The organism is Pseudomonas sp. SR18, assembly GCF_023701505.1.
Classification (GTDB): Bacteria; Pseudomonadota; Gammaproteobacteria; order Pseudomonadales; family Pseudomonadaceae; genus Aquipseudomonas; species Aquipseudomonas cyclaminis.
The window spans coordinates 264,214-284,988 of sequence record NZ_JAMQAU010000004.1; the positions used below are offsets into that span (position 1 = coordinate 264,214).

Genomic DNA, 20,775 nt, shown 5'->3' on the forward strand with positions numbered 1-20,775 from the left:
GTTTGTCAAAAACAAGCTGAGGCAGTCCCCGAGAAGCCGGCCACAAGCCGGCTTTTTAATGTCTTTTTGAAAACTACTCTCATCTACTGAAAACCGCGAGAGCCTTGCTAGATCAAGGGTTTCAGCCTATTTTCGTTCCTGTGACTTCCGTTTTGATCCGAGGCGTTCCACCCGTAAGTGGGGGAACAAGTGGGGGAACAGAGGGCGAAAAAATGGGCAAACTGACCGCCAATCAAGTCAAAAATTTGGTCGAGGCTGGGACGTACGAAGACGGTGATGGGCTTCGTCTTTTGTTGAAACCTTCAGGACGAAAAACCTGGGTACTCCGTTTTCAATTGAATGGCAAACGCAGGGAGATGGGTCTGGGGAGCTACCCTCAACTCGACCTGAAAAAAGCCCGCGCAGCCGCCTATGAAAATAAAGTCCATATCCTCAACGGCACTGATCCACTCGCGAAACGACAGGCTGAACAAGCCGCTCAGCGGGAAGCCACACGCCGGGAACTGGCGCAGCTGATTACCTTCGAGAAATTGGCAACCGACTACCGAGATGCCCATGGATCGAGCTGGTCGAAGAAATGGCGCAAGGGCTGGTTGAGAAAACTCGAGCTCTATGCTTTCCCTACAATAGGGAAGCTGTCAGCTGATCAGATCGAGACCAAACATCTGATCAAGACCCTGCAGCCACTATGGTCAACCAAAACGCGGACGGCTGACGAGGTTCGTGGGCAAATCGAACAGATCCTCGATGCTGCTAGAGCGCAAGGACTTCGGACAGGCGAGAATCCGGCTCGCTGGCGCGGTCATCTGGAAAATCTGCTCAGTCGTCACGAGAAGAAAAAAGCTCGCAAACGCCAGCACCATCCTGCATTGAAATGGCAGGACCTACCGAAGCTTATGGATATATTGCACAAGGATCCCAGCCACGTTTCAGTCGCGGCTCAATTGTTGATCCTAACTGGCGCCCGTTCGCATATGGTCCGATTCGCACGCTGGGACGAATTCGACCTTGAGACTGGTCGCTGGTCTTTACCCGACGAACGAATGAAAACACGCCAGGCTTTCGCGATCCCGCTCGCACCCGAGGTCATCTCAATGTTGAAGGGTCTTCCCAAGCTCGCCCGCGAGAGCCCTTACGTGTTTCCGGGGCGCGGCCGCAGCGGCGTGATGCATGCCAACGGGATTCGTAACCTCCTGCATGGGCTCGGCTATGAAAGCATCACTCGCCACGGGTTTCGTTCGACCTTCCGCGACTGGGCAGGCGAGCAGACCAGCATTCCCAGAGAAATTTGTGAACTAGCGCTGGCTCATGATGAGCGCGGGGAGACCGAAAGCGCGTATTCCCGTTCTGACTTCTTCGATAAGCGTCGTGAGCTGATGGAGCTGTGGGCGCGGTACGCCACCTCCGAGAAGACTTAATACAGGCCAGAAGGCTCAGAGTGAGCAGGATTGTGGACTGCTGCATAACGTAGATTGGAAGAGGGTGACAGTGCGTGACGGCAATCGTAAATGCACGTTGCGCGCGATAAACAATGCAGTCACCGAAGCATTTTGTAACAAGCCCAAGCGTCAGCCCACTTGAAAATTGGATCCAGTGCCATCAGTTCAATACTGCCCCAATTCGCGGGCATACCTCGGCGCATTGCAAATGACCACCTCAAACATGCTAATCAAGATCAAACCCAGCAATCTCTACTACACCGACTATAGCGAAACGGCTGTGAAAGGGGACGATCCAAAAAAGACTGTCGAAGATGCTGACCGTTTCAGCAGAAAAGAAAAATATGAGGTGGTCGACATGATCAACTCAATTGGCTGGAAAGATAACAACAACACGCTCAAAAGCCTCCTAATCGTGGAATGGATGATTCATGAAAAGCTTCCGGGTACAACGCAGGGACGCGCTAAAGTTCAAGCTTGGATTCATGCTAATTACGCAGCCTTGTCGAAGGACTATCCCCGTTAATACCAACATGCTGAATTCCCTCAGTTCATTTTTTGATCTGGGGGATTTAGATGGTATGGACCAACGCTTCAGCGTGACTCCGAAAAACAGCGTAAGCCGCAGAGCACCTCGACGATCCGCTTAACCTGTTCACGATCCTGGCCTTGCGGGGATGCTGTGCGGACGATTGTGCGCTGCAGTCCTAAAGCCTTGCTCAGACTCGACACCTTCACAGACTGATCACCGCGAAGCACGGCGAGGGTTCGGTTTACGCTGGACAGCCGGTTTTGTGCGGTCGCGATGGCCAAGGAACCTTGTTCAACTTGGTTTCGGAGATGGCCGGCGTAATCCAGTAACGCCTGCCGATCAATTAACCGAGCATCGTTAAACCCCGGCCCTTCCTCCGACCGACACCAGCGTACAAACGCCTGCCAGCGATTACTGTGTGCTTTGACCGTGCCGTAATGCCCGCCGCCAAATAGATCGCGCAATGCCTGCGGCCCGGCATAGCTCAGTTGCCGACCATAGCCAAAATTGCGCCCATCCCGCCTACCTACCAATGTCATGATCAAACTCTTCTCGAAGCCAAAACTTTTAAAATTTTCCCCACGTCACCCCGCCAAAAAATGTTGAGTGTTATCAGGGATCAAGGCCCCTGCGACCTGTGGGGGTTGTCCACTAACGCGGGACTGACGGCTCTTTACGACCGGGAGCTTGGGCATCTCATGATCTGGCCTCCTGAACACTTCCGAAGACGTGGGCGGGTGGAGGCTGCGCTGGGTGACGAGACCTGCGCCGCGAGATCCTGAGTCGGGTGAAGGCAGTGAAGCGATGACCGGGGCATGCCTGACTGTCAGTCAGGTGCAGTCCATTCCGTGGGCTGCGGTACCATCATCTGCATCGCTGTTGCTGGCGACTTCGGTGTTTGTCACGCCGATTGTCACGAGGGGGAATGCCGCAAAGCCGTGTAAGAGTTGGGCTGCAGCAGCGGTACGAGCGCCCGTCTCTTTCCGGAAGAAAGAGACGGGCGCAGGTTGGCGCAAGGAAATGGCCAAGCGAATAGATTGCTGCAGGGCAGCTATAAAAGGGTATGAGTTGCCGCAGTGGGCACTCGGGTGGAAGTAGGCATCCATCACATCGCTGTGACCGTGCGAGCCGCCGGACGCTAATCGCACTTGGGGTGAACCACCACGGTGTGGCGTAGCCTTGAAGGTTCGGGCTACCTGGGTTGCTGTCAACGACAGCGCTTTGCCCGATCTTTTCTACGCCTGTGGATAATTCGGGTCAAGGCTCGAATTTTCGAGAGCTCTGCGGCTGTGGATGAAATTATCCACCGGTGGAAATCAGTGGTTTTCCACAGACAGTTGCGTGGGCTTTAGATTTTTTAAGTGAGGTCCATCCAAGCAGGGCGGCTTTGCAGCCCCGCTTGGATGGACCCGCATGGAGGAGCGGACTGCGGTGTTCTCACAGGCTTACCCACATTTGGATGCGCCACGGCTATTTTTAGGGTGGTGATCGTCACAGGTAGATGCTGAATTAGTTAGCGAGCTACTGACCAAATCAACATTCCATACATGCGTGAAACTCGGGTACGAATACGAGGAACTAGGTTGCCTCAGCTTACTCGCTCAGAAGGCATAACCCGTGCAAGGTCGAGAATCGCCTTGGCAAAAGCCTCTCCCACACCATTTCGCGAGATTTGTACGACCTCATTCAGACCCGTGGTGCTAGACAACTTCAATTCATCGTAAAGACAAACAGGGAGTTCACGATTGTTTTTGAATCTACGATCAGGGCCGCCCTTCTTGTTAACAAATTGCCACGTCCTGTCGACTACCGTGGCATCCCTGGGAAGCGAAGCACTTTCAATAAACCGCTTCGCATTGACCTGCAACTGCAGCTCTCGATAGCTAACCGCGCCCACACTTTTCTCGTCATAAATCAATACACGATCAGGGAAGAAATGCAGCGTTTGGCGCCCAACAACCATGGAGATAGTTTCTATATTGGTTTTTACATAAGGTGGTGAAGACCGAGCAATAGTCGTTTTTTTCCGACGTACAAGATTGCTCGCACCAGCGTGATACTTACGATCATGAACGGCGCCTTCGGCCTCAATATGCCAGGCCGCATCTGCTGCCGAAACCTGCTGGCCACTGCTGTGCAGTGCTTCGTAAGCTTCTTCCATCTCGGCGTCAAAATCGTAAAACAGTACAACCGTCTTAGCCATCGTATCGCGTACTGCAGAGGCAATTGTTAGGACTGAACCGAGGATAAGCGCACCCCACATAGTCCCAATGGACCAACCATTACGCAGGCCAAGAAATACTACGAGGATTCCTAGGACACCAACCCATGGCCAAAGCCGCCATCTTGCCTGCTTCGCATTCATTTCATCGAGCAAATCACGTGAGGATGAATCCACGATTTGCGAAGCATCCGCGGACTCGATCTCGACTAAAGGGGCGTGAGTGCCCTCAGGTATTACCGTAGTTTCAACGTGAGGCAAAAAAGGCGGCTTATCGTTGGTCCTTGGTACGGTAGCCCGGTAGTACAGGCCTCCCCGCCCCATATGAACGTAATTGCCTCGAGGTCCGGTCCCGATGCGTAGGCCTTTCAATCCCACCGAAACGCCCACACCCTGCTGGGACAGATTGAAACGAAACAGCCCTACTCTGACGCTCTTACGAATATAGAATCCCATTAACATTCCTTGATACAGCTTGAACATCCACTGTTAGGCGCTGACTCACTGCTCGCCAATCACAAGCAATACATCGTCGATATACCGCCCTTCCGCACCATGGGTACCATTACGCAAATACCCAGGAATCATCTGCTGAAATTCGATACGGTCTGCAGGAAGAAACTCAAGCAATGCTTCCAACATCGCTGGCCTCAATAGCCGCTGGTTAACAGGAATCTCTGGCAAATTCGGCCGGATCACATTCTCTTCAAGCCAGACCAACTTCTCTCGCAGGCTGTAGTTACCCTCAAGGGTAATACGCTCAGCGTGCTCGCTCTGCTCATCTGCCACTTGCTGGATCGAAACCTCTTCAGATTCCGTACTCATCCCCTCGACCTCTACAGCTGGCTCGGTTCGCAACCGCGCAAGCTCCTGAAGGATGGGTTCGATTTGCACACGGGCATTACGGAACCAGTCCACCGACCAAATGCGGCGAATATTCCAGCCCAATTGCTCCAACACGCTTTGACGCAGACGATCACGGTCACGCGCTGACTTGGCCGAATGATATGCCGCACCGTCGCATTCAATCCCCATCAGGTAGCGACCGGGCTGCCCTGGATCACGTACCGCCAGATCAATGAAGAAACCAGCAACACCAACCTGGGGCTCGCATTGATAGCCATGACGAGACAGCATCTCAATGACAGCCACCTCGAAATCACTGTCGGGAGCACGTTCAGACTCTTTGATGTGCGGCATGCGACCGGACTCAGCGAAATGCAGAAAGTCACGCAGTGCCTGCACGCCTCTGCTGGAAGTACCGGTCACCACTACGTCGGTCGAGCTAAACGAGGAGAACACCTGCATGCGCTTCTTGGAGCGGGTATACAGCACGTTCAAACGTCGCCATCCGCTGGCACCGTTAATCGGGCCAAAACGCTGAGGGACGGTACCGCCTACCTCCATAGGGCCGTAGGTACCGGAGATGTAAATAACATCTCGCTCATCGCCCTGGACGTTTTCCAGGTTCTTGATGAACAGTGGCTCATCCTGACTTTGATTACGGTCCAATGCGACTTGCAGTTGCGGGCTTTGTTTGGCCAGCTGTTCAAGCATCCGCTCGATCTGATCAGCCTGTTTGACGTTCATAGCCACCACGCCCAGCGACTCATCAGGGCGGTGAATTACGTGGTGCTCAATGGCCTTGGCGACAACCTCGGCCTCTTCAATGTTGCGTTGTTCGACAAAACGCCCGCGGGGCACTCTGACAAACTTGACGCCGAACTCTGCGGACTCACGGTGCGGTGATGGGTACACCACCAGATTGCTTTCATAGAACGCTTTGTTGGAGAAGGCAATCAGGCTCTCGTGACGGGAACGGTAGTGCCAACGCAGACGTCGCAGTTTGAACAGCGGCATGGCGGCTTCCAAAATGCTTTCCGAGTCCTCGGCCAATGAAACATCAGCTTCATCGGTATCCGAATCGCCACCATTGCGGGAAAAGAAGTTCGTCGGCGGCAGCTGTTTCGGGTCACCCACGACCACTAGCTGTTTACCCCGTGCGATGCTACCCAATGCTTCTTCCGGGCGCATTTGGGATGCTTCATCCATTACGACCAAATCGAACTCGACGTGCCCTGCCGGCAAGTATTGAGCGACAGCCATTGGCGACATCATGAAGCAGGGTTTGAGGCCTTGCAGCGCTTCAGCTGCACGGTTCATCAGGCTACGGATCGGGACATGCCGTGTCTTTTTCTCAGCCTCGCGCTGCAGCAAGGCCAATTGCGTAAAGTCTCTGACCGCACCTTGACTATTTCCGACAGGAATTTTGTTCTGACTGATACGTGACGAAACTTGTTCACGTTGAAGATGCTTGAGCTGCTCATCGATATCAGCGAACCGAGCGCGAATGGCCTCCTGCTCTTTGCCCGAAAACTGCCCCAGCGCAGGATCAAACTCAAGGATTTGCACGGCCCAGCTGTCAAGAAGCCCGAGCAGACAGGCATCGATGCAGCGCTCAGAAACCAGGTTCTGCGTTTCGATTGCTTCGACGACAGTCTCGAACCCCAGCTCAACCAAGTGCGAACGCAAACGGCGGTACTCGAACCAATGGTCGAGCAGATCGGGGTTCTGAGCGGCCCAGGCCAGACGACTGGCCATGGGCTCAAAATCTGCTTTCTCAATTGACTGCCACCACTGACCGGTAATAACCGCAGCACCTTGGAAAAACGCTTCCAATGACTGCTCCCAGGCCTTTACAGCAAGCGCGAGCGACGCACCTTCTTGATGCCAATGAAGAATTAGTGCCTCGGCTTCTTTGGGCGTGCACGCGGTCAACTGCGGAATGAGAATATCCCGAATCGGCAACGCCAAAATGGGCTGAACGAAGGCAACGGTATGCCGCCAAGTCGTCAAGCGAGGTCGGGCAGCTGAAAGATTGTCTATCCGAGGAAGCTCTTCACCCAGCAAACAGGTTTGTAGCACCGAGTCGCTTTGCAGTGCTGCCGAGCGGGCCTGCCAACTTTCCACCGCCTGAATCAGCTGCAGCAATTGCCCCATCGTGGGCTTCTCTTCGCTGATTACGGGTAACAAAGAACGTAGCGCGGTTCCGATGTCGTTGATAAGGCGAGCATACAGGCCCTCTGGGGCGAGCAAATCTTCCGAACGCAAATCATGACTGTCAAAAGGCAACAGTTCTTCCAGGTCCAGTCGATGCTCCAGAACATCCAACAGATAGGGCTCGAGCTCTGCGCTATCGCTCGAAATGCCGGCCAGTAGCGCCCCATCTACCTTAAGCAGGTACTCCGCAACCCATACTTTTGCACCGAATCCACGTCCGCATTCTGTACGCAGGAACTTGTACCAACCCCGCAAGCGCTTGAGTGCGTCGATCGGAGTATCAAGCCCTTGGAAGTGCTCACCCAGCTTTTCGGTGAGCACTTTGCTTTCATTGAGTTGACTGTGTTTTTTCAGATAAGCGATGACATCTGGCAAGACCACCAGAAGCTGGTTCAACTTGAGCCCTGGTCGCGCCATAGCCAAGATCTCGGCTTTAGCAGAACGCCATTGCCCCTTGAACCAGCGAAATAGTGATTTATCTGCCAGAACCCGATTCAAGTCTTCGAGTCGTGTATGACCAGGCAATCGATCTAGAGTGAAATGGTGCGCAGCCTGCTCCTGCAACTGCCTGATGACCGGAATGTCGTTGTCCAACTCTACGAGCAATCCGTCCAAGGTCTCGTCTTCGAAGCGTTTATGGCGAAGAAATGCCAAATCCTCAGGCATCGCCGCGAGCATTTGCAGAAAGAGCACCACTTGCTCAATACCGATAAAATCGCTTCGCAAGCCTTGAACCGCAGCCCCTTCCGCTAACAGCCGAATTAGCATTTGAACGCGTGGGGCCAGTTCCAGTAACTCCTCAGCCTCTTCGATCACATCCAGCAAGGCATTGAGGGATAGGGCCTCATCGCCGTTATGCAGACGTATGGCCGCACAGGCTTTTTTGATAGAGGCTATCGCTTGCCCAGAGCCAATAACATCCGCGCGCAACGATCGAGCTAGTACGCCTTGCTCGTCCAACAAGGAGTCCATACCTTGCAGCCACAGTTTCAGTGCCTCACAGGACTCGATATCCAGTCGTCCCAACAGATCCCAGTCCTCATCACCTTTAGGTAATGCAAGTACCGGAATTGAAGCTGCTAAGCCTCGCAGCTGATCTGGGCTGTAGGTTTCCAGAACAGATACCTGCAGCTGTTCTGCTAATTGAGGACGAAGAGCAGCGAGACGATTCAGCGCCTGCTGAGCCAGAGAGAGATTTTCTAGAAGTGCGGAGCGCTCAGCACCAGTCACGCGAGTTTTTGTGCTACCAAACCACGGATGCGTTTCAAGTTTGCCAGTGTGACCAGCTTCCTCAGCCGTCTTGCGATAGATGTGTGCATAAAAGCCGGCCTGCTCCTGCAAATGCGTTTTATCGATTCGCGCCTCCGACTGCGGATGCAGATCGGCAGGTTTAATCGACAATGCCTCACGCAAACGGGTTGCTTGCATTAGCACCTCGTGAACACTCATCCCCGACTCTTCGAACTGGGCATGCAAGTGATGCACGTGCTTGTTGAGTTGCTGCTTCAATCGCTCATAGTTGGCAATCAGATCCGTCAGCTGCTTGGGCGAGCGAAAGCCACCGCTGTTCTGAATCCGCTGCCGGATGCTGTCGATAACAGCGCTCTTTTGACTCTTATGGCTATGCAACTCCAGACAAAAATCGCCCAAACCTGCTCTTGTCAGTCGAGTCTTGACCACCTCAAGCGCTGCGCGCTTCTCCGCAACGAACAACACTTTTTTGCCTTGGGCCAGCGCCGCAGCAATCATGTTGGTGATGGTCTGAGACTTACCGGTACCGGGCGGCCCCTCGATCACAAGGTCATCCCCGCGAATCACGTCTATCAATGCGCTGTGCTGAGAACTGTCAGCGTCATCTATTAGAGGAAACTGCAGGTGAACCTGATCAATGTCGTCGATTGAATGCTCGACACAAAATGCGCCTTGTTTTCCTGACGAATCGGCCGGCAAACCGTCCATTCCCGTAAGCCGTTTAACCAGACCATGATCCAGCAATGATTGGTCTTTCCAACGGCCTGGATCAAGGTCGAGATACATCATCAACTTGCCAAACTCGAACAAGCCAAGCGATGCGTAACGATGAACCTTCCAGTCAGGTTTAACCTTCAGCACCGTTTCAACAATGCGCTCGAAGTATTCCTCGGGCGTGCTGTCGTCGGTTATCCGCGGTAACGCGATACCAAAATCGACGCGAAGCTTTTCCCGTAATGAAAGGTTGGTAAGAATGTCTTCGCCAGTAGGATGTACGCGGTATTCGAACGTCGCGGTTTGAGGATTGAGCTTGCCTTTCTCCAGATTCACTGGCACCAGCATCAGCGGCGCTAGGCGGGTGCTGTCTTTACCTGCGACTGAGTCATCCCACTCCAGGAACCCGAGCGCAAGATAAAGAATGTTCGCACCCGTTTCCTCGAGAGCCGATCGCGACTGGGTATACAGAATCTGTAGCCGCGACTCCATCTCCACGGGGTAATAGAGCGTCTGAATCGCGTCGTCAGAATGCTTACCTGTTTGCCCGCTTTCAGGGGGCAGTGGTAGCTCATAGCTGGTCGCTATACCAAGGATCTGCGCCCAGACTTCTGCCGTAGGCTGTTTCTTTAACTCAACAACTGCGCCTGTCTTTTCGTCCAGCTTCAAAAAGCCGTGGGTAAGTAGCTGCCTTTCCGTTGGTTCAGGAACAGCAGCAAATCGCATGGATTTTTCATCTGCCAAGGTATCGAACAGGTGATCCGGCAACTCATCAATAATCCGTACGAAACGTTTGGAGCGCGCATGTGAAAAGTTCAGCAGCCGATTGCGGGCGCTGAGGTCGAGAAGCCTGCTTCTCAGCTTCTCTAGACTTTCCGGTATCTCGCTTGGGGGGGTATCAAGGTCATCCCAATCGGTAAGAGGCGCTGGATCAATGGACTTTGAACGTCCCTTGGACTCGGTATCGAACCGATAAACCGACCCTCCCCGGCCGCCGCCTTTATTGAGCAGTCCCTGGGTAATGAGCTCGTCGCGCAGGCTCCAGTACTCTTCCTCAGAGACGGCAAAATTCTGAAGCTCAGCTCGCCGATCGATCCGGTCCCTGAGTGACTTGTTGCCAACGGCCGTCCCGTCTGCGGGGACCAGTTCCAGTATCCATTGCAGAACAAGTTCATACCGCTGGATAGCCAATGCTTCAGGGCCTGAGTTCACGTCGATCACCGCTAATTTTTTGGGGCAACTGCCTAATGAGTTTTTCTGGGCACGGTAAACCGATGCTCAGCTTCGGCTGGCCGCGATAACAAGAGAGGCTTTGTAGGGGCGCTGCCGATTTTTCGGTGCGCTCGAGATGCCATCCTTGGGAAACAGCGGTCTGCCTGGAGTTTGATGGATGTCACAATATCCAGCACTCGGAGCAAGGTAAAGGCAAAGTGCCTTGACGCCGAACAAATCCCCATTTCCTCGACGATTGGTCAGTAAATCCCCCTACACTTATTAGAAAGCTTGGTTTCAGGTCGTCTTCTACCCTCTAAAAAACTGATCGTTCAGCTCCCCCAGAGGTGGCGCCTGTTTAACCACGCAAATATGTTGGACGGACGCTTACGGATTGAGCCCTTTGAAGGCGCACGTCATCGACAAAGGGATGCTAATGCGCCACGGTTTTGCGACGTGGGCATCTACCGATGGGAAATCAAGATTTGTCGGTCTCAGTGATCACGTGACACACATGAAACTGAATTGCAATTCGCCATCACGGCCATCAGAATCTGATCCACCGCAAGATATTGGCATTGACGCTTCAGTAGAGATCCAAGATGGCACGGAACGCTGTTAACTCGATCACCGTCAGGCTACTCAAGCCTACAAAAATACCGGCAGATGCAATCAGCGCCACCTATGGGCCAGGTGGCGCGCGAGCGCTGAAAGATCAGGACTGGGATGGCGACGGTGAAGGCATCGTCTACTATGGCCAGGTCTACGACACTGTACCTGAGTGGCTGAGCCTCCTTCAGGGCTTTGTCAGCGATCCTTTCGACGCGCTGCATTCGAGTGGTTCAGCGGCGATTTTGTTCTTGAGCGTTAATCAGAGGTGGATGGCGCTGTGCTTTGGATATGCACATATCGCGCTGAACGAGGATGCTTTCGTGCATCAATTCGGGCTGAAGGTTGCCTTAAATACTGTAAGACGAGGGAGTCTTCTGAGTCTCGACCTCGCGACTCCGGATGCGGTCACGTTTCAGCGGCGGGTTCAAGCCAGTAAACTTTCCGACTTTAGCCAATTCGGGGTAGACACCCTGCGAGATCTCGCAAGGGTTGCAGGAGGCAAGCCCGAAGACGACGCTTTCGCCAAATTCGTTGCAGGAAAAGATGCCCTCAGCCTGGACACTCCCCTCACGCCGTCGCAGTTCCACAGCAAGTGCGTCGAGATCCTGAATGCCTTCAAATCGAAGGCATATAAGAAAGACTATGCTTGGTTTGACAACGTCAAAGTTGAGACTAACCCATCTCGCCTTAGACGCTTGGACAGACTTCTCTTCCAGGAAATTCAAGCCATCCGGAGCGGCTCAATCAGCCTACTGCATATGTCCCCTCCGGAGATCCAAAACTACGTTGAGGGGGCCGCCCTCCAATATTCGGGCTTCAACAGCCGCAAGCCTGAATTCACTAAGCTTTCGATCGAGGATTACGCCGCCGAGCTTAATCGACTGGGTTGCACACACACGATTCAGGAGATAAAAACTTCTCACAAAATCCGCACTGAAAACCTGAAGACCGGAGCTATTGAGCCCGGATGGAAGGTTTATGATTGCCTCAATTGGGAGGCAACCCTGCCAACACCAACGCCTACAAACTACGTATTGTTCGCAGGCAAATGGTACAAAATTTCAAAAAAATTCAAGGACAGGGTCGATGAGCACTTTGACAGTATTGAGGACATCGTAGTCATCGGGCCGACCCACTGCCTGAACGAAGAAGAGCTAATCGAAGACCTGTTAAAAAATCGGTCAGATCTGATCAAGCTTGATCGTACAAAAATCAATCCGGAAGGCGTTGTCGCCGCCAACCTGGAGCCCTGCGACTTCTATTCAAACGATAAACACTTCATTCATCTTAAAGATGGGGAGTCATCTGGGCCGATCAGTCACTTGTGGATGCAGGGTGTCGTCAGCGCCGAGGCTTTTGTTGCCGACAGCGAGTTTCGCCGAAAGCTAAAGGATACGGTCGCGGCGACGAAAGGCGGATCTGCCTTCGTCGGAACCCTGCCGGACGGGCGCAAGCGAGAGGTGGATCGGGGCGAGTACACCGTTGTTTATGGGATCATGCGTCACAGGTATGTTGACGGTACTATCGGCATTCCGTTTTTCAGTAAGGTCAGTTTGATGGCCGCCTGCGATAGGCTTAGACGCACTGGAATGAACGTCCGTAAGGAAATCATCGAGAAATTGACGCCCAAGTCTCCGATGAAAAAGGCCAAGTCAAAACGGCCTACGATCAAGGCCAAAAAGCCGACCTCCAGCTCCAATAAGGTCCCTGTTGCACCTTAACCCCTTCAATTCGGCATTTCCTTCACCTAAACGGATGATGATCTCCCAGCCAAATACTGGTGCACAGATAATCAACCTGCACCCATAATTGATAAACGGTAAGCGTCTGCCCAACACACCTTGCGTGATTAAGCGGGCGCCCACCTGTGCGGCAGCAGTTCGGTAATCTCACTCGCACGCTGCGTCGGCAGGCGTGTAAGAACATCCTTCAAGTAAGCATACGGATCATGCCCGTTGAGCCGCGCCGACTGGATCAAACTCATGATCGCCGCCGCACGTTTACCGCTGCGTAACGAGCCCGCGAACAGCCAGTTCGAGCGGCCAAGAGCCCACGGCCGGATTTGGTTCTCGCACCAATTATTGTCAATGGGTACGGCCCCGTCATCGAGATAGCGCGTCAGCGCTATCCAGCGTTTGAGGCTGTAATCTAAGGCTTTGGCGATGGCCGATCCCTCAGGCACAAGCTGCCTCTGGGCAATCATCCATGTATGAAGCGCATCGGTGATCGGTGCCGATTTTTCCTGCCGTATTCCCTGCCGGGCACCTGGTTCCAGCTCGCGAACCTCTCGCTCAACTTCGTACAAGGCCGCGATGTAGTGCAGCGCTTTTTCGGCGATCTGGCTCTTGTTGGTCGCGTGCAAGTCGAAGAACTTTCGGCGTGCATGGGCCATGCAGCCGATCTCCGTGACGCCCAGTTCAAAGCCTGCCTTGTAGCCAGCGAAGTCGTCGCAGACCAGCTTTCCGTTCCAGTGGCCAAGGAAGGCTCGGGCATGTTCGCCAGCGCGGCTCGGGCTGAAGTCGTAAACGACCGCCGCCAGTTCGGAGAACTGGCTGGTGGCATAGGCCCAGACGTAAGCGCGATGAGTTTTCTTCGCGCCAGGCGTCAGCATCTGTACCGGGGTCTCGTCGGCGTGGACGACGCCGTGCGTCAGCACGGCTTCGCGCAGCGCATCAACCAGCGGCTGTAATTGCACGCCGCAGTTGCCCACCCATTGCGCCAAGGTCGAGCGAGCGATAGGCAGTCCGGCGCGGCCGAAGATTTTCTCCTGCCGATACAGCGGCAGATGGTCGGCAAACTTGGCCACCATGACGTGGGCCAGCAGGCCCGCCGTCGGTATGCCTTTGTCGATGACGTGCGCCGGTACCGGCGCCTGGATCAGCGTTTCGCACTGTTCACAGGCCCATTTCCCACGGATGTGGCGCTCGACAGTGAAGACGCCTGGTGTGTAGTCGAGCTTTTCGCTGGCATCTTCGCCGATACGCTTGAGGGCGCAGCCGCATTGGCAGTGGCTGTTTTCCGGTTCGTGATGGATCAGCGTGCGAGGAAACTGCGGTGGCAGCGCAGCGCGCTTGGGCTGTTGGCGCATTTTGGCTTCGAGAGGCACGGGTTGCAGCGCTTCAAGCTCAGCTTCGATGGCGGCGATATCGGTGTCGATCAAGTCGTCGAGCAAGCTGGCTTGATCCGGACTTAGCTGTTCGCTGCGCTTGGAAAATTTGAAGCGTTTGAGCAACGCGATCTCGTGGGCCAGCTTCTCGTTGACCGACTTGTGATGGGTGATTTGCTTGTCCATCGTCTCGACGCGCTGGATCAACTGCGTCGCCAAGGCACGCAGTTCTTCCGGGTTTAATTGATCGAGATTCGGATGCGAAGTCATGCCGCAGATTTTGCCAGAGAGGGTTCATGGCGGCGATAGACTGATGGGCCAATTGCGCTGGTATGCACGCCATGGCAGGTGTTAAAGCATTGAAATGATTCCGCCTGCACCGACGCGCTGCCAAGGTAAGCCGAGTACCAGGGCCTGAAGTTGCTCGGCATCCAACTCAACTTCGGAGCCGTGTCGCACACCAGGCCAGAAGAAGCGTCCTTGATTCAAACGCCGGGCGGCAAGCCAAATTCCTACACCGTCATGCACCAACACTTTTATACGATTGGCGCGGCGGTTGGCGAACAGATAAGCACAGTGCGGCTTCGCCGCACCGAACACCGCTACGACCCGCGCCAGCGCGGTTTCAGTGCCGGCCCGCATGTCCATGGGCTCGGTGGCGAGCCAGATGGAGTCGATGCGAATCATCGCAGCAGGTCTCGCAAGAAAGCGGAGCATGCCGCTGCATTTTCTGCCGGCCAGCTCACCACGACTACGCCTTTTGAATGAGGCACTTCGATTCGAATCGTGGCAGGAAGAACTTGAGGTACCGCTGTCGACGACAATGCCTTGACCGGAACAAAGGCGGTTTGCAGTGCCAGGTTTTTCTGCGCATGCACCCGAATCCATTTATGGACAAGGTTGGCGTTGAGGTTATGGGTCAAGGCGACATTGGCAATCGAGGTGTCAGCCTGTGCGCACTCGGCAATGACCTGGGCCTTGAAGGACTTGGAATAGGAACGGCGTTCTTGTGGCATGGGCGTCCGCTTAAAAGGCTAAAAATGGTGTCCACTTAAATTTAGGTGGACACCATCGCCTCATGCGACGGCGTCAGGAAGGTGTGTTGGCCGGACGGTTACGATAAACGTAGCCAGCACAAACGCCCAACGAGGACGCTACGGGTTTTGTGACAAAAAAGCCGGTCAAATGCCGTGCAAAAACCACAAAAAAGTGGGGGAACAAATGGGGGGATCAGAGCGCTTTCCAAAACACCTAAATCATTGTTTTTCAAAAACATAGATCGATTAAAAGCTAACCACAAGCCGGCTTTTTAATGCTCGAAAATCCTAAACGTTAGCTAGTCTGCATACACTCCACCGCACGGTACGCCACCATCTTCGCCATCTCCACCAAATGCATCACCGCCCTTTGCGGCGCAGCCATTGGCTCACCGAGCACTTGCGAAGTCGCTACCGCACACTGCAGCAATTCAGCCACGCGCACCCAAGCATCTTCAAAGCTCAGCTCTTCATTGACAATAAAGGGGTTAGTCTCAGGCGGTGAGGGCGAATCCGAAACAACGTTATCCATAGCAAACCTCCAATCGATAATTTGGAGCTGCCACTAAGCGCGACTAAACGAAAGGTGGCAGCTGTACGCAGGTTAGTCGACCGGTCGATTGGAAACCCGGCGCACCCGGAGGTGCCCTGCGCACAGCCACCATAAGATGCAGGCGAAGATGCCTGACTCATGAATTGCCTATGCGCCAATCGAATCCGGGCGACTAAACCCGATCACTGAATTTGCAGTGACGGATCGCAGCCTAGTCACGCATTCCCGCTGACGCAATGCGGTTGGGATTCTCTCGGAAACGTCCTTCAAATGAAAGGGATCAGCCCTGCTGGCCCTTTAAGCTCCAACCTCAATCCAATATCAAATGCGGCAAAAACCGACTCGAATCCTTGGTAATCAAACTATTGTCCTCCCGCACCCCGATCCCCGCCGCCTGATCACCAATCACCCAAGACCCAATCAGCGTATAGCTGTCCCCAAACCGCGGCAGCGGTGCGAACTCTTGAAGGATAAACGGCGCATCCGTGTAGGGCCCATCCTCTTTCACGATCAGCCCATCAGCCGTTTGCAGTTCGATATTTGCCCCTTCCCGCGAGAAGAACGGCTTGCGCACCCAGCCCTTCGGCACGGCTTTACCTGGGTCGGTATCCAGGTGGGCCGCGAGCAAATTCGGGTGGCCTTTGTTGAACTCCCACAGCAGCGGCAGGATGCCTTTGTTGGAGAGGATCGATTTCCACGCTGGCTCGAAAAACTGCGTGTCACTCTCGGCAATGGCGGCGCCGAAAGGTTCGTGGAAAATGAACTCCCAGGCGTGCAGCTTGAACAGGTGCGGAATCCAGCGATCCTCCAGGTCGACGAAGCGGCCTTCGCTGGTCAGGCCGATGTCTTCGATGTCGATATGGCGTGATTCGATGCCGACTTTTTCCGCGACGAGGCGCAGGTAGTCGGTGGTGCCTTTGTCTTCGGTCGAACCTTTCATCGAGGCGAAGTAGAACGGCTGGTTGACCTGCAGTTGGGCGAAAGCCTGGTGCAGTTTGGTGTCGATGCTGTTGAACTGGTCGGCATGCTTGGGCAGCAGGCCGCGTTCGATGCATTGCTCGAGCCAGCCCCACTGGAACGCGGCGGCCTCGTAGAGGCTGGTCGGTGTGTCGTAGTTGAGTTCCAGCAGCTTGGCAGGTCCGGTGCCGTTGTAGGAGAAGTCCATGCGCCCGTACAGGTGCGGGTGGCCTTCGAGCCATGAGGTTTTGATCATGTCGAAGAAGGGCGCGGGAATGCTCAGGCGTTCGAGCAGTTCTTCGCTCTGGACCACGCGGGCGACGAGGTCCATGCACATGTCGTGGATCTCGGTGGTCGGGTCTTCGAGGTCGTGCTCGATTTGCTTGAGCGTGAACTGGTAGTACGCGCTTTCGTCCCAGTAGGGTTCGTCGTCAATGGTGTGGAACAGGAAGCCGAGGCTGTCGGCGGTCTGTTTCCAGTCATGACGTTCTGCACAATGGATCTTCTTCATGGCCCGCCTTCCTTAACTGCTCGACCCGCCGCCGCCCCAGCCGCTGCGTGCGCTGGCCTTGCTGCCGAAGCCGCCACGGGAGGTGGCCGACGCAACGGAGCTGGACTTGCTGGAACTGCGCAGCGTGTTGGTGTAGTTGCTGCTGCCGTAGCGGACCTGGTTGGAGCGGCCAAACGTCGCGCCATTGGACGCACGCTGATTAAGCGTCGAGTTGCCGTATTCGCCGCGATCATCGCGATAGCGGTACACCGGCTCGGAGCGGTAGCTGTTGCGGTTGTTGCTCAGCATGTTGCCGATCAGCAGTCCGGTCAGCAGGCTGCTGGTGGAGAAGCCGGAGCCGCCGCTGTTCGCCTGGGAGCCGCCCGCTTGGGCATTGGCGGCATCGACCTGGGACTGGGTCACCTGGCCTTCGGCGGTCAGTTCGAAACCGCCCAGCTTGGGAATGAACTGGCCATTGGAGTCCAGTTGGCACCAGCCGGCGACAAAATCGGCATCGCAATCGGCCTGGCTGGCGTACACCGGCGCAATGCGGCGATGCTCAGCCATGGCCGTCATGTAGGCGTCCGAGCAGACGTCCACCGGGAGTTTTTCATCGGCGCACTGCTGAACCGACTGGAAGTTGTACTTCTTCTGCAAATCGTAGGTTTTTTCGGTCGGCCCGCAGCCGGATATCGCCATCGCGACCGACGCTGCCAGCGAAAGCTGGACGTACTTGCTTCGTTTCATCGGGAGCTCCGTGGGCAATCAGTTCTGGGTAGGCGTCATGCACGCGGCGTTCAACATGCCGACGCTGATGGCCACGGCGGCGACGTAGATACCCGCTGCGAGTTCACCTCTCTTGATGCGCTCGGAGGTGCCCTTGAGCACCAGGCTGGTCAGCAGGAACGCCAACAGTTGGACGACAGCAGCGATCACTGCCCAGACGACGAAGTCGAGGATGCTGATCGAGTAGGCAATCACGTTGCTGGCCGGAATGGCAAAACCGACGATGGCACCGCCCAGGGCGACCGCCGCAGACACGTTGCCCGCCCGGATCAGTTCAAACTCCTTGTGCGGCGTGATGCGGGTGTAGATGAACTGGAACAGCGCGAACAGCACCGCCGCGCCCAGAAGGTAGGTGACAAAACCAAGCACGGCGGCTTTGTTCAGGGAGATGGAGAGAGCTTCTAACATGGACTTCTTCCTTTTTTAGAGCGCATTCAAGTCGGTTGTGTACAGCGAAATGCCTAGCGAGATGCTCAGGCTGACGGTGCCTTCGGCGTCTTCTTCGACGGAAAACAGCAGGAACTCACGTCGATCGGTCAGGCCGGTGTCACGGGCGTATAGCATCGAGCGGTGCTCGACGCTGTAGGAGTCCTCGGGGTTTATTACGTGCTCGCTCATGGCCACCAATTCCGTCTGGCCATCCTCGCTGCCCCACACGCGTGCGTATTCGACGCCGTTGTGGGTGTAGGTCGGCAACCCGATCAGGCTCTGGGACCCCGCCAGCCGACGCAATTCAGCTTCGCTGCTGAGCGTGACGTAACTCCGGTAGTTGAACAGGATCACGGACTCGACCTGCCCGGCGATCTCGCCCGTGGTGTGCACCTGCAGCCAGTAATCTTCGTCATTCATGTAATAACGCGACAGCCAGGTCGACTGCCCAAGGTCAACGGTGCCGTTACTCCAGATTTCCTGGGAGCCAGGGATAACCACCGTGGTTTTCCCGTCGAGCAACAACTTCAGGGTTGTGTCGAATATCACGCCTTTGCCCGGTGCCAGGCCTAGCGGCCCGGTGGTCGGCAGGGGTTCGGCGGCGGCGCCTTTCGATTGTGTCGTCGCTTGCGGGGCCTCAAGCCCCATCAACTGTTTAAACCATCCCATTGGAGATTTCCTTGAGGCGGGTGGAGGCGATGTAGAAGAGTTCACCGCCTTCAACGCGTGTGGCGTTGGGCGGGTTGATCGACGGTTGCTGGGCGCCTTTGGCGCGATAGCCGATGAGGGTAGCGTTGTGCTGCTCTTTCAGTTGGCTATACAGATCGCCGAAGGTGGCTTCAAACGCGTCGGGCAACTTCATCAGGTATTGGGTGGCTCCCTGCCCTACACACAGCAACTCATTGATGACCACCGAGGAGCCTGGGTCCTGAGACGCACGCACCAACATTTCGATGGCCATGCTGGATGTGCATTCCAGGCTCGGCGCATAGGAGCTGGCCAGCGCGGCAATTTCACTTTCATTGAAATGGGCGACGACATGCCCGACAGGACTGAGTTGATTCACCGCCAGCACCGTGGCCAGGGTCAGATCGTCAGACGGGGTTCGTACCAGCACACGCTCGGCACCGGGCACGCCGGCACGCTGCAATAACGCGGTGGAGGACAGGCTTTCACCGCGGATGAACGCGGCTTTGCCCGGCATCGGGTTTTCTTCGAGGGTGCAGTCGCAAATGACGATCAGGTTGTCGTTTGAGGTTTCGTCTTGCAGCAACAGCTCAATGACGCGCTCGCTGGACGCGCCCTCCCAGCCAATCAGCACGGTATGGCCGACCTTTCCGGTGAAATCGCCTTTGCCCTTCATGCCTTTTCTCCATGCATCGATAACACTGCTGGTGGTTTTGCCGATGGCTGCCGTCAGCAGCGCAATGCCGCCGAGCATCACCCAGGTGGCCACGAACACGCGCCCCGCCGAGGTCTGCGGTGCGAGATCGCCGTAGCCGACGGTCAGCGTGGTGGTGAGATAGAAGTAAACAAAGGTGGCGGGCGCCGTGAGGTGCTGTTCGCCCAGGTACACCAGGCCCAGATAAGCCGTGCTCAGGTGTAAACCCAAGGCAACCACCAGACCCGCCCAGCCGAAGCGGTGAAAGAGAGAGGAGGCGTACATGCGCAACAAAAGAAAAATCGACATTTAGTCCCTGGCTCCCTGGGTACTTGATTCCTGATGACGCCATCGCCTCGACGTCTGGATGCTCAAGTGCGGTCAGGCGGCATTAAACCTGCTGCGCGGTTTGGAGAGAAGTACCCTGGCTGCAATAAATCCGGCAAATGCACCAAAGAGATGCCCTTCAAAGGAAACACCCTGACGAGGAAGAAATCCAAGGATCAGGCCGCCGTACAGTAGCGCCACGACACTGGCCGTTATCAGGTTGCTCCAGCTCCTGTGAAACCAGGCGCGAGACAACAGGTACGCCCACAACCCAAATACCCAACCGCTGGCCCCTACGTGGATACCCGCAAAACCGAACAGCCAGACCAGCGAGCCGCCCAGCACAATGATGATCATACTGACGGTTACGAACCGACTGAGCCCTTCGAGAATCACCAGGGTGCCCAATACCAAAAAGGCAATCAGGTTGGCGCTCAGGTGGGCAAACGAGCCGTGCAAAAACGGTGAGGCGAGGATGCCGAACAGCCCCTGCAGCGTTCTCGGGACCAGGCCGAACGCCATGAGGCTGTATCCGGTCACCACATTGAACAACTGCAGCGCGACCATCAAAAGGGCCACGCCTGCGATTGTCTTGAACCCCTTCAGGGCATCCATCCTGACCTCGACGTAAATAAAGAAGGGTTGAGAATAAATGCCCGTTCGTTAAG

At 55.2% G+C, this 20,775-nt stretch carries 15 protein-coding genes and 1 pseudogene; 3 read left to right on the forward strand and 13 right to left on the reverse strand.

Features of this window, described 5'->3' with window-relative positions:
* Positions 1 to 212: 212 nt before the first annotated feature.
* Together NDJ82_RS08810 and NDJ82_RS08815 are read left to right on the forward strand one after the other, a co-directional pair.
* On the forward strand, positions 213 to 1,418 hold the full coding sequence (locus tag NDJ82_RS08810; protein ID WP_250925323.1) for a tyrosine-type recombinase/integrase: 1,206 nt from the start codon (positions 213 to 215) through the stop codon (positions 1,416 to 1,418).
* Between the two features lie 229 nt (positions 1,419 to 1,647).
* Complete coding sequence (locus NDJ82_RS08815; RefSeq protein ID WP_223556499.1) at positions 1,648 to 1,965, forward strand: hypothetical protein; 318 nt, start codon at positions 1,648 to 1,650, stop codon at positions 1,963 to 1,965.
* Positions 1,966 to 2,063: 98 nt separating this feature from the next.
* Here the strand turns inward: NDJ82_RS08815 and NDJ82_RS08820 are convergent.
* From NDJ82_RS08820 to hhe, 3 genes and pseudogenes are all read right to left on the reverse strand, one after another.
* Positions 2,064 to 2,510 (reverse strand): annotated as a pseudogene (locus tag NDJ82_RS08820) (integrase domain-containing protein); the annotation flags it as partial.
* Between the two features lie 1,049 nt (positions 2,511 to 3,559).
* Entirely contained in the window at positions 3,560 to 4,648 is a 1,089-nt protein-coding gene (locus NDJ82_RS08825; protein ID WP_077431196.1) for a DUF4236 domain-containing protein, read from the reverse strand.
* A 45-nt stretch (positions 4,649 to 4,693) separates the two neighbouring features.
* Positions 4,694 to 10,438: a DUF4011 domain-containing anti-phage protein Hhe gene (hhe, locus tag NDJ82_RS08830; RefSeq protein ID WP_250925324.1), complete on the reverse strand. Its 5,745-nt coding sequence runs from the start codon at positions 10,436 to 10,438 to the stop codon at positions 4,694 to 4,696.
* Between the two features lie 593 nt (positions 10,439 to 11,031).
* Here hhe and NDJ82_RS08835 point away from each other — a divergent pair.
* Positions 11,032 to 12,762: a DUF6119 family protein gene (locus NDJ82_RS08835; RefSeq protein WP_250925325.1), complete on the forward strand. Its 1,731-nt coding sequence runs from the start codon at positions 11,032 to 11,034 to the stop codon at positions 12,760 to 12,762.
* A gap of 128 nt (positions 12,763 to 12,890) precedes the next feature.
* Here the strand turns inward: NDJ82_RS08835 and tnpC are convergent, their stop codons facing one another.
* The 10 genes from tnpC to NDJ82_RS08885 form a co-directional block, all read right to left on the reverse strand.
* The gene (gene tnpC, locus NDJ82_RS08840; RefSeq protein WP_250925276.1) at positions 12,891 to 14,417 is read right to left on the reverse strand and encodes an IS66 family transposase; all 1,527 of its coding nucleotides are present in this window, start codon (positions 14,415 to 14,417) and stop codon (positions 12,891 to 12,893) included.
* Positions 14,418 to 14,498: 81 nt separating this feature from the next.
* A complete protein-coding gene (gene tnpB, locus NDJ82_RS08845) occupies positions 14,499 to 14,834 on the reverse strand; it encodes an IS66 family insertion sequence element accessory protein TnpB (protein WP_250925277.1) in 336 nt (111 codons plus the stop codon).
* The gene (gene tnpA / locus NDJ82_RS08850; protein WP_065925101.1) at positions 14,831 to 15,163 is read right to left on the reverse strand and encodes an IS66-like element accessory protein TnpA; all 333 of its coding nucleotides are present in this window, start codon (positions 15,161 to 15,163) and stop codon (positions 14,831 to 14,833) included. The genes tnpB and tnpA overlap by 4 nt, the downstream gene beginning before the upstream one ends.
* Before the next feature lie 316 nt (positions 15,164 to 15,479).
* The gene (locus NDJ82_RS08855; RefSeq protein WP_250925326.1) at positions 15,480 to 15,716 is read right to left on the reverse strand and encodes a hypothetical protein; all 237 of its coding nucleotides are present in this window, start codon (positions 15,714 to 15,716) and stop codon (positions 15,480 to 15,482) included.
* A 331-nt stretch (positions 15,717 to 16,047) separates the two neighbouring features.
* The gene (locus tag NDJ82_RS08860; protein WP_158879369.1) at positions 16,048 to 17,205 is read right to left on the reverse strand and encodes a glutathionylspermidine synthase family protein; all 1,158 of its coding nucleotides are present in this window, start codon (positions 17,203 to 17,205) and stop codon (positions 16,048 to 16,050) included.
* A 12-nt stretch (positions 17,206 to 17,217) separates the two neighbouring features.
* Positions 17,218 to 17,931, reverse strand: a complete 714-nt coding sequence (locus NDJ82_RS08865; RefSeq protein WP_191959227.1) for a DUF1190 domain-containing protein — start codon at positions 17,929 to 17,931, stop codon at positions 17,218 to 17,220.
* Positions 17,932 to 17,949: 18 nt separating this feature from the next.
* Positions 17,950 to 18,378, reverse strand: coding sequence for a DUF350 domain-containing protein (locus NDJ82_RS08870; RefSeq protein ID WP_099584647.1), 429 nt, complete (start codon positions 18,376 to 18,378; stop codon positions 17,950 to 17,952).
* Positions 18,379 to 18,393: 15 nt separating this feature from the next.
* Positions 18,394 to 19,068: a DUF2491 family protein gene (locus NDJ82_RS08875; protein WP_250925327.1), complete on the reverse strand. Its 675-nt coding sequence runs from the start codon at positions 19,066 to 19,068 to the stop codon at positions 18,394 to 18,396.
* Positions 19,055 to 20,089: an ion channel gene (locus tag NDJ82_RS08880; protein ID WP_250925328.1), complete on the reverse strand. Its 1,035-nt coding sequence runs from the start codon at positions 20,087 to 20,089 to the stop codon at positions 19,055 to 19,057. The genes NDJ82_RS08875 and NDJ82_RS08880 overlap by 14 nt, the downstream gene beginning before the upstream one ends.
* 72 nt (positions 20,090 to 20,161) lie before the next feature.
* Positions 20,162 to 20,722 (reverse strand): rhomboid family intramembrane serine protease, encoded by a 561-nt coding sequence (locus NDJ82_RS08885; RefSeq protein ID WP_191959225.1) that lies wholly within the window; start codon positions 20,720 to 20,722, stop codon positions 20,162 to 20,164.
* Positions 20,723 to 20,775 lie beyond the last annotated feature (53 nt).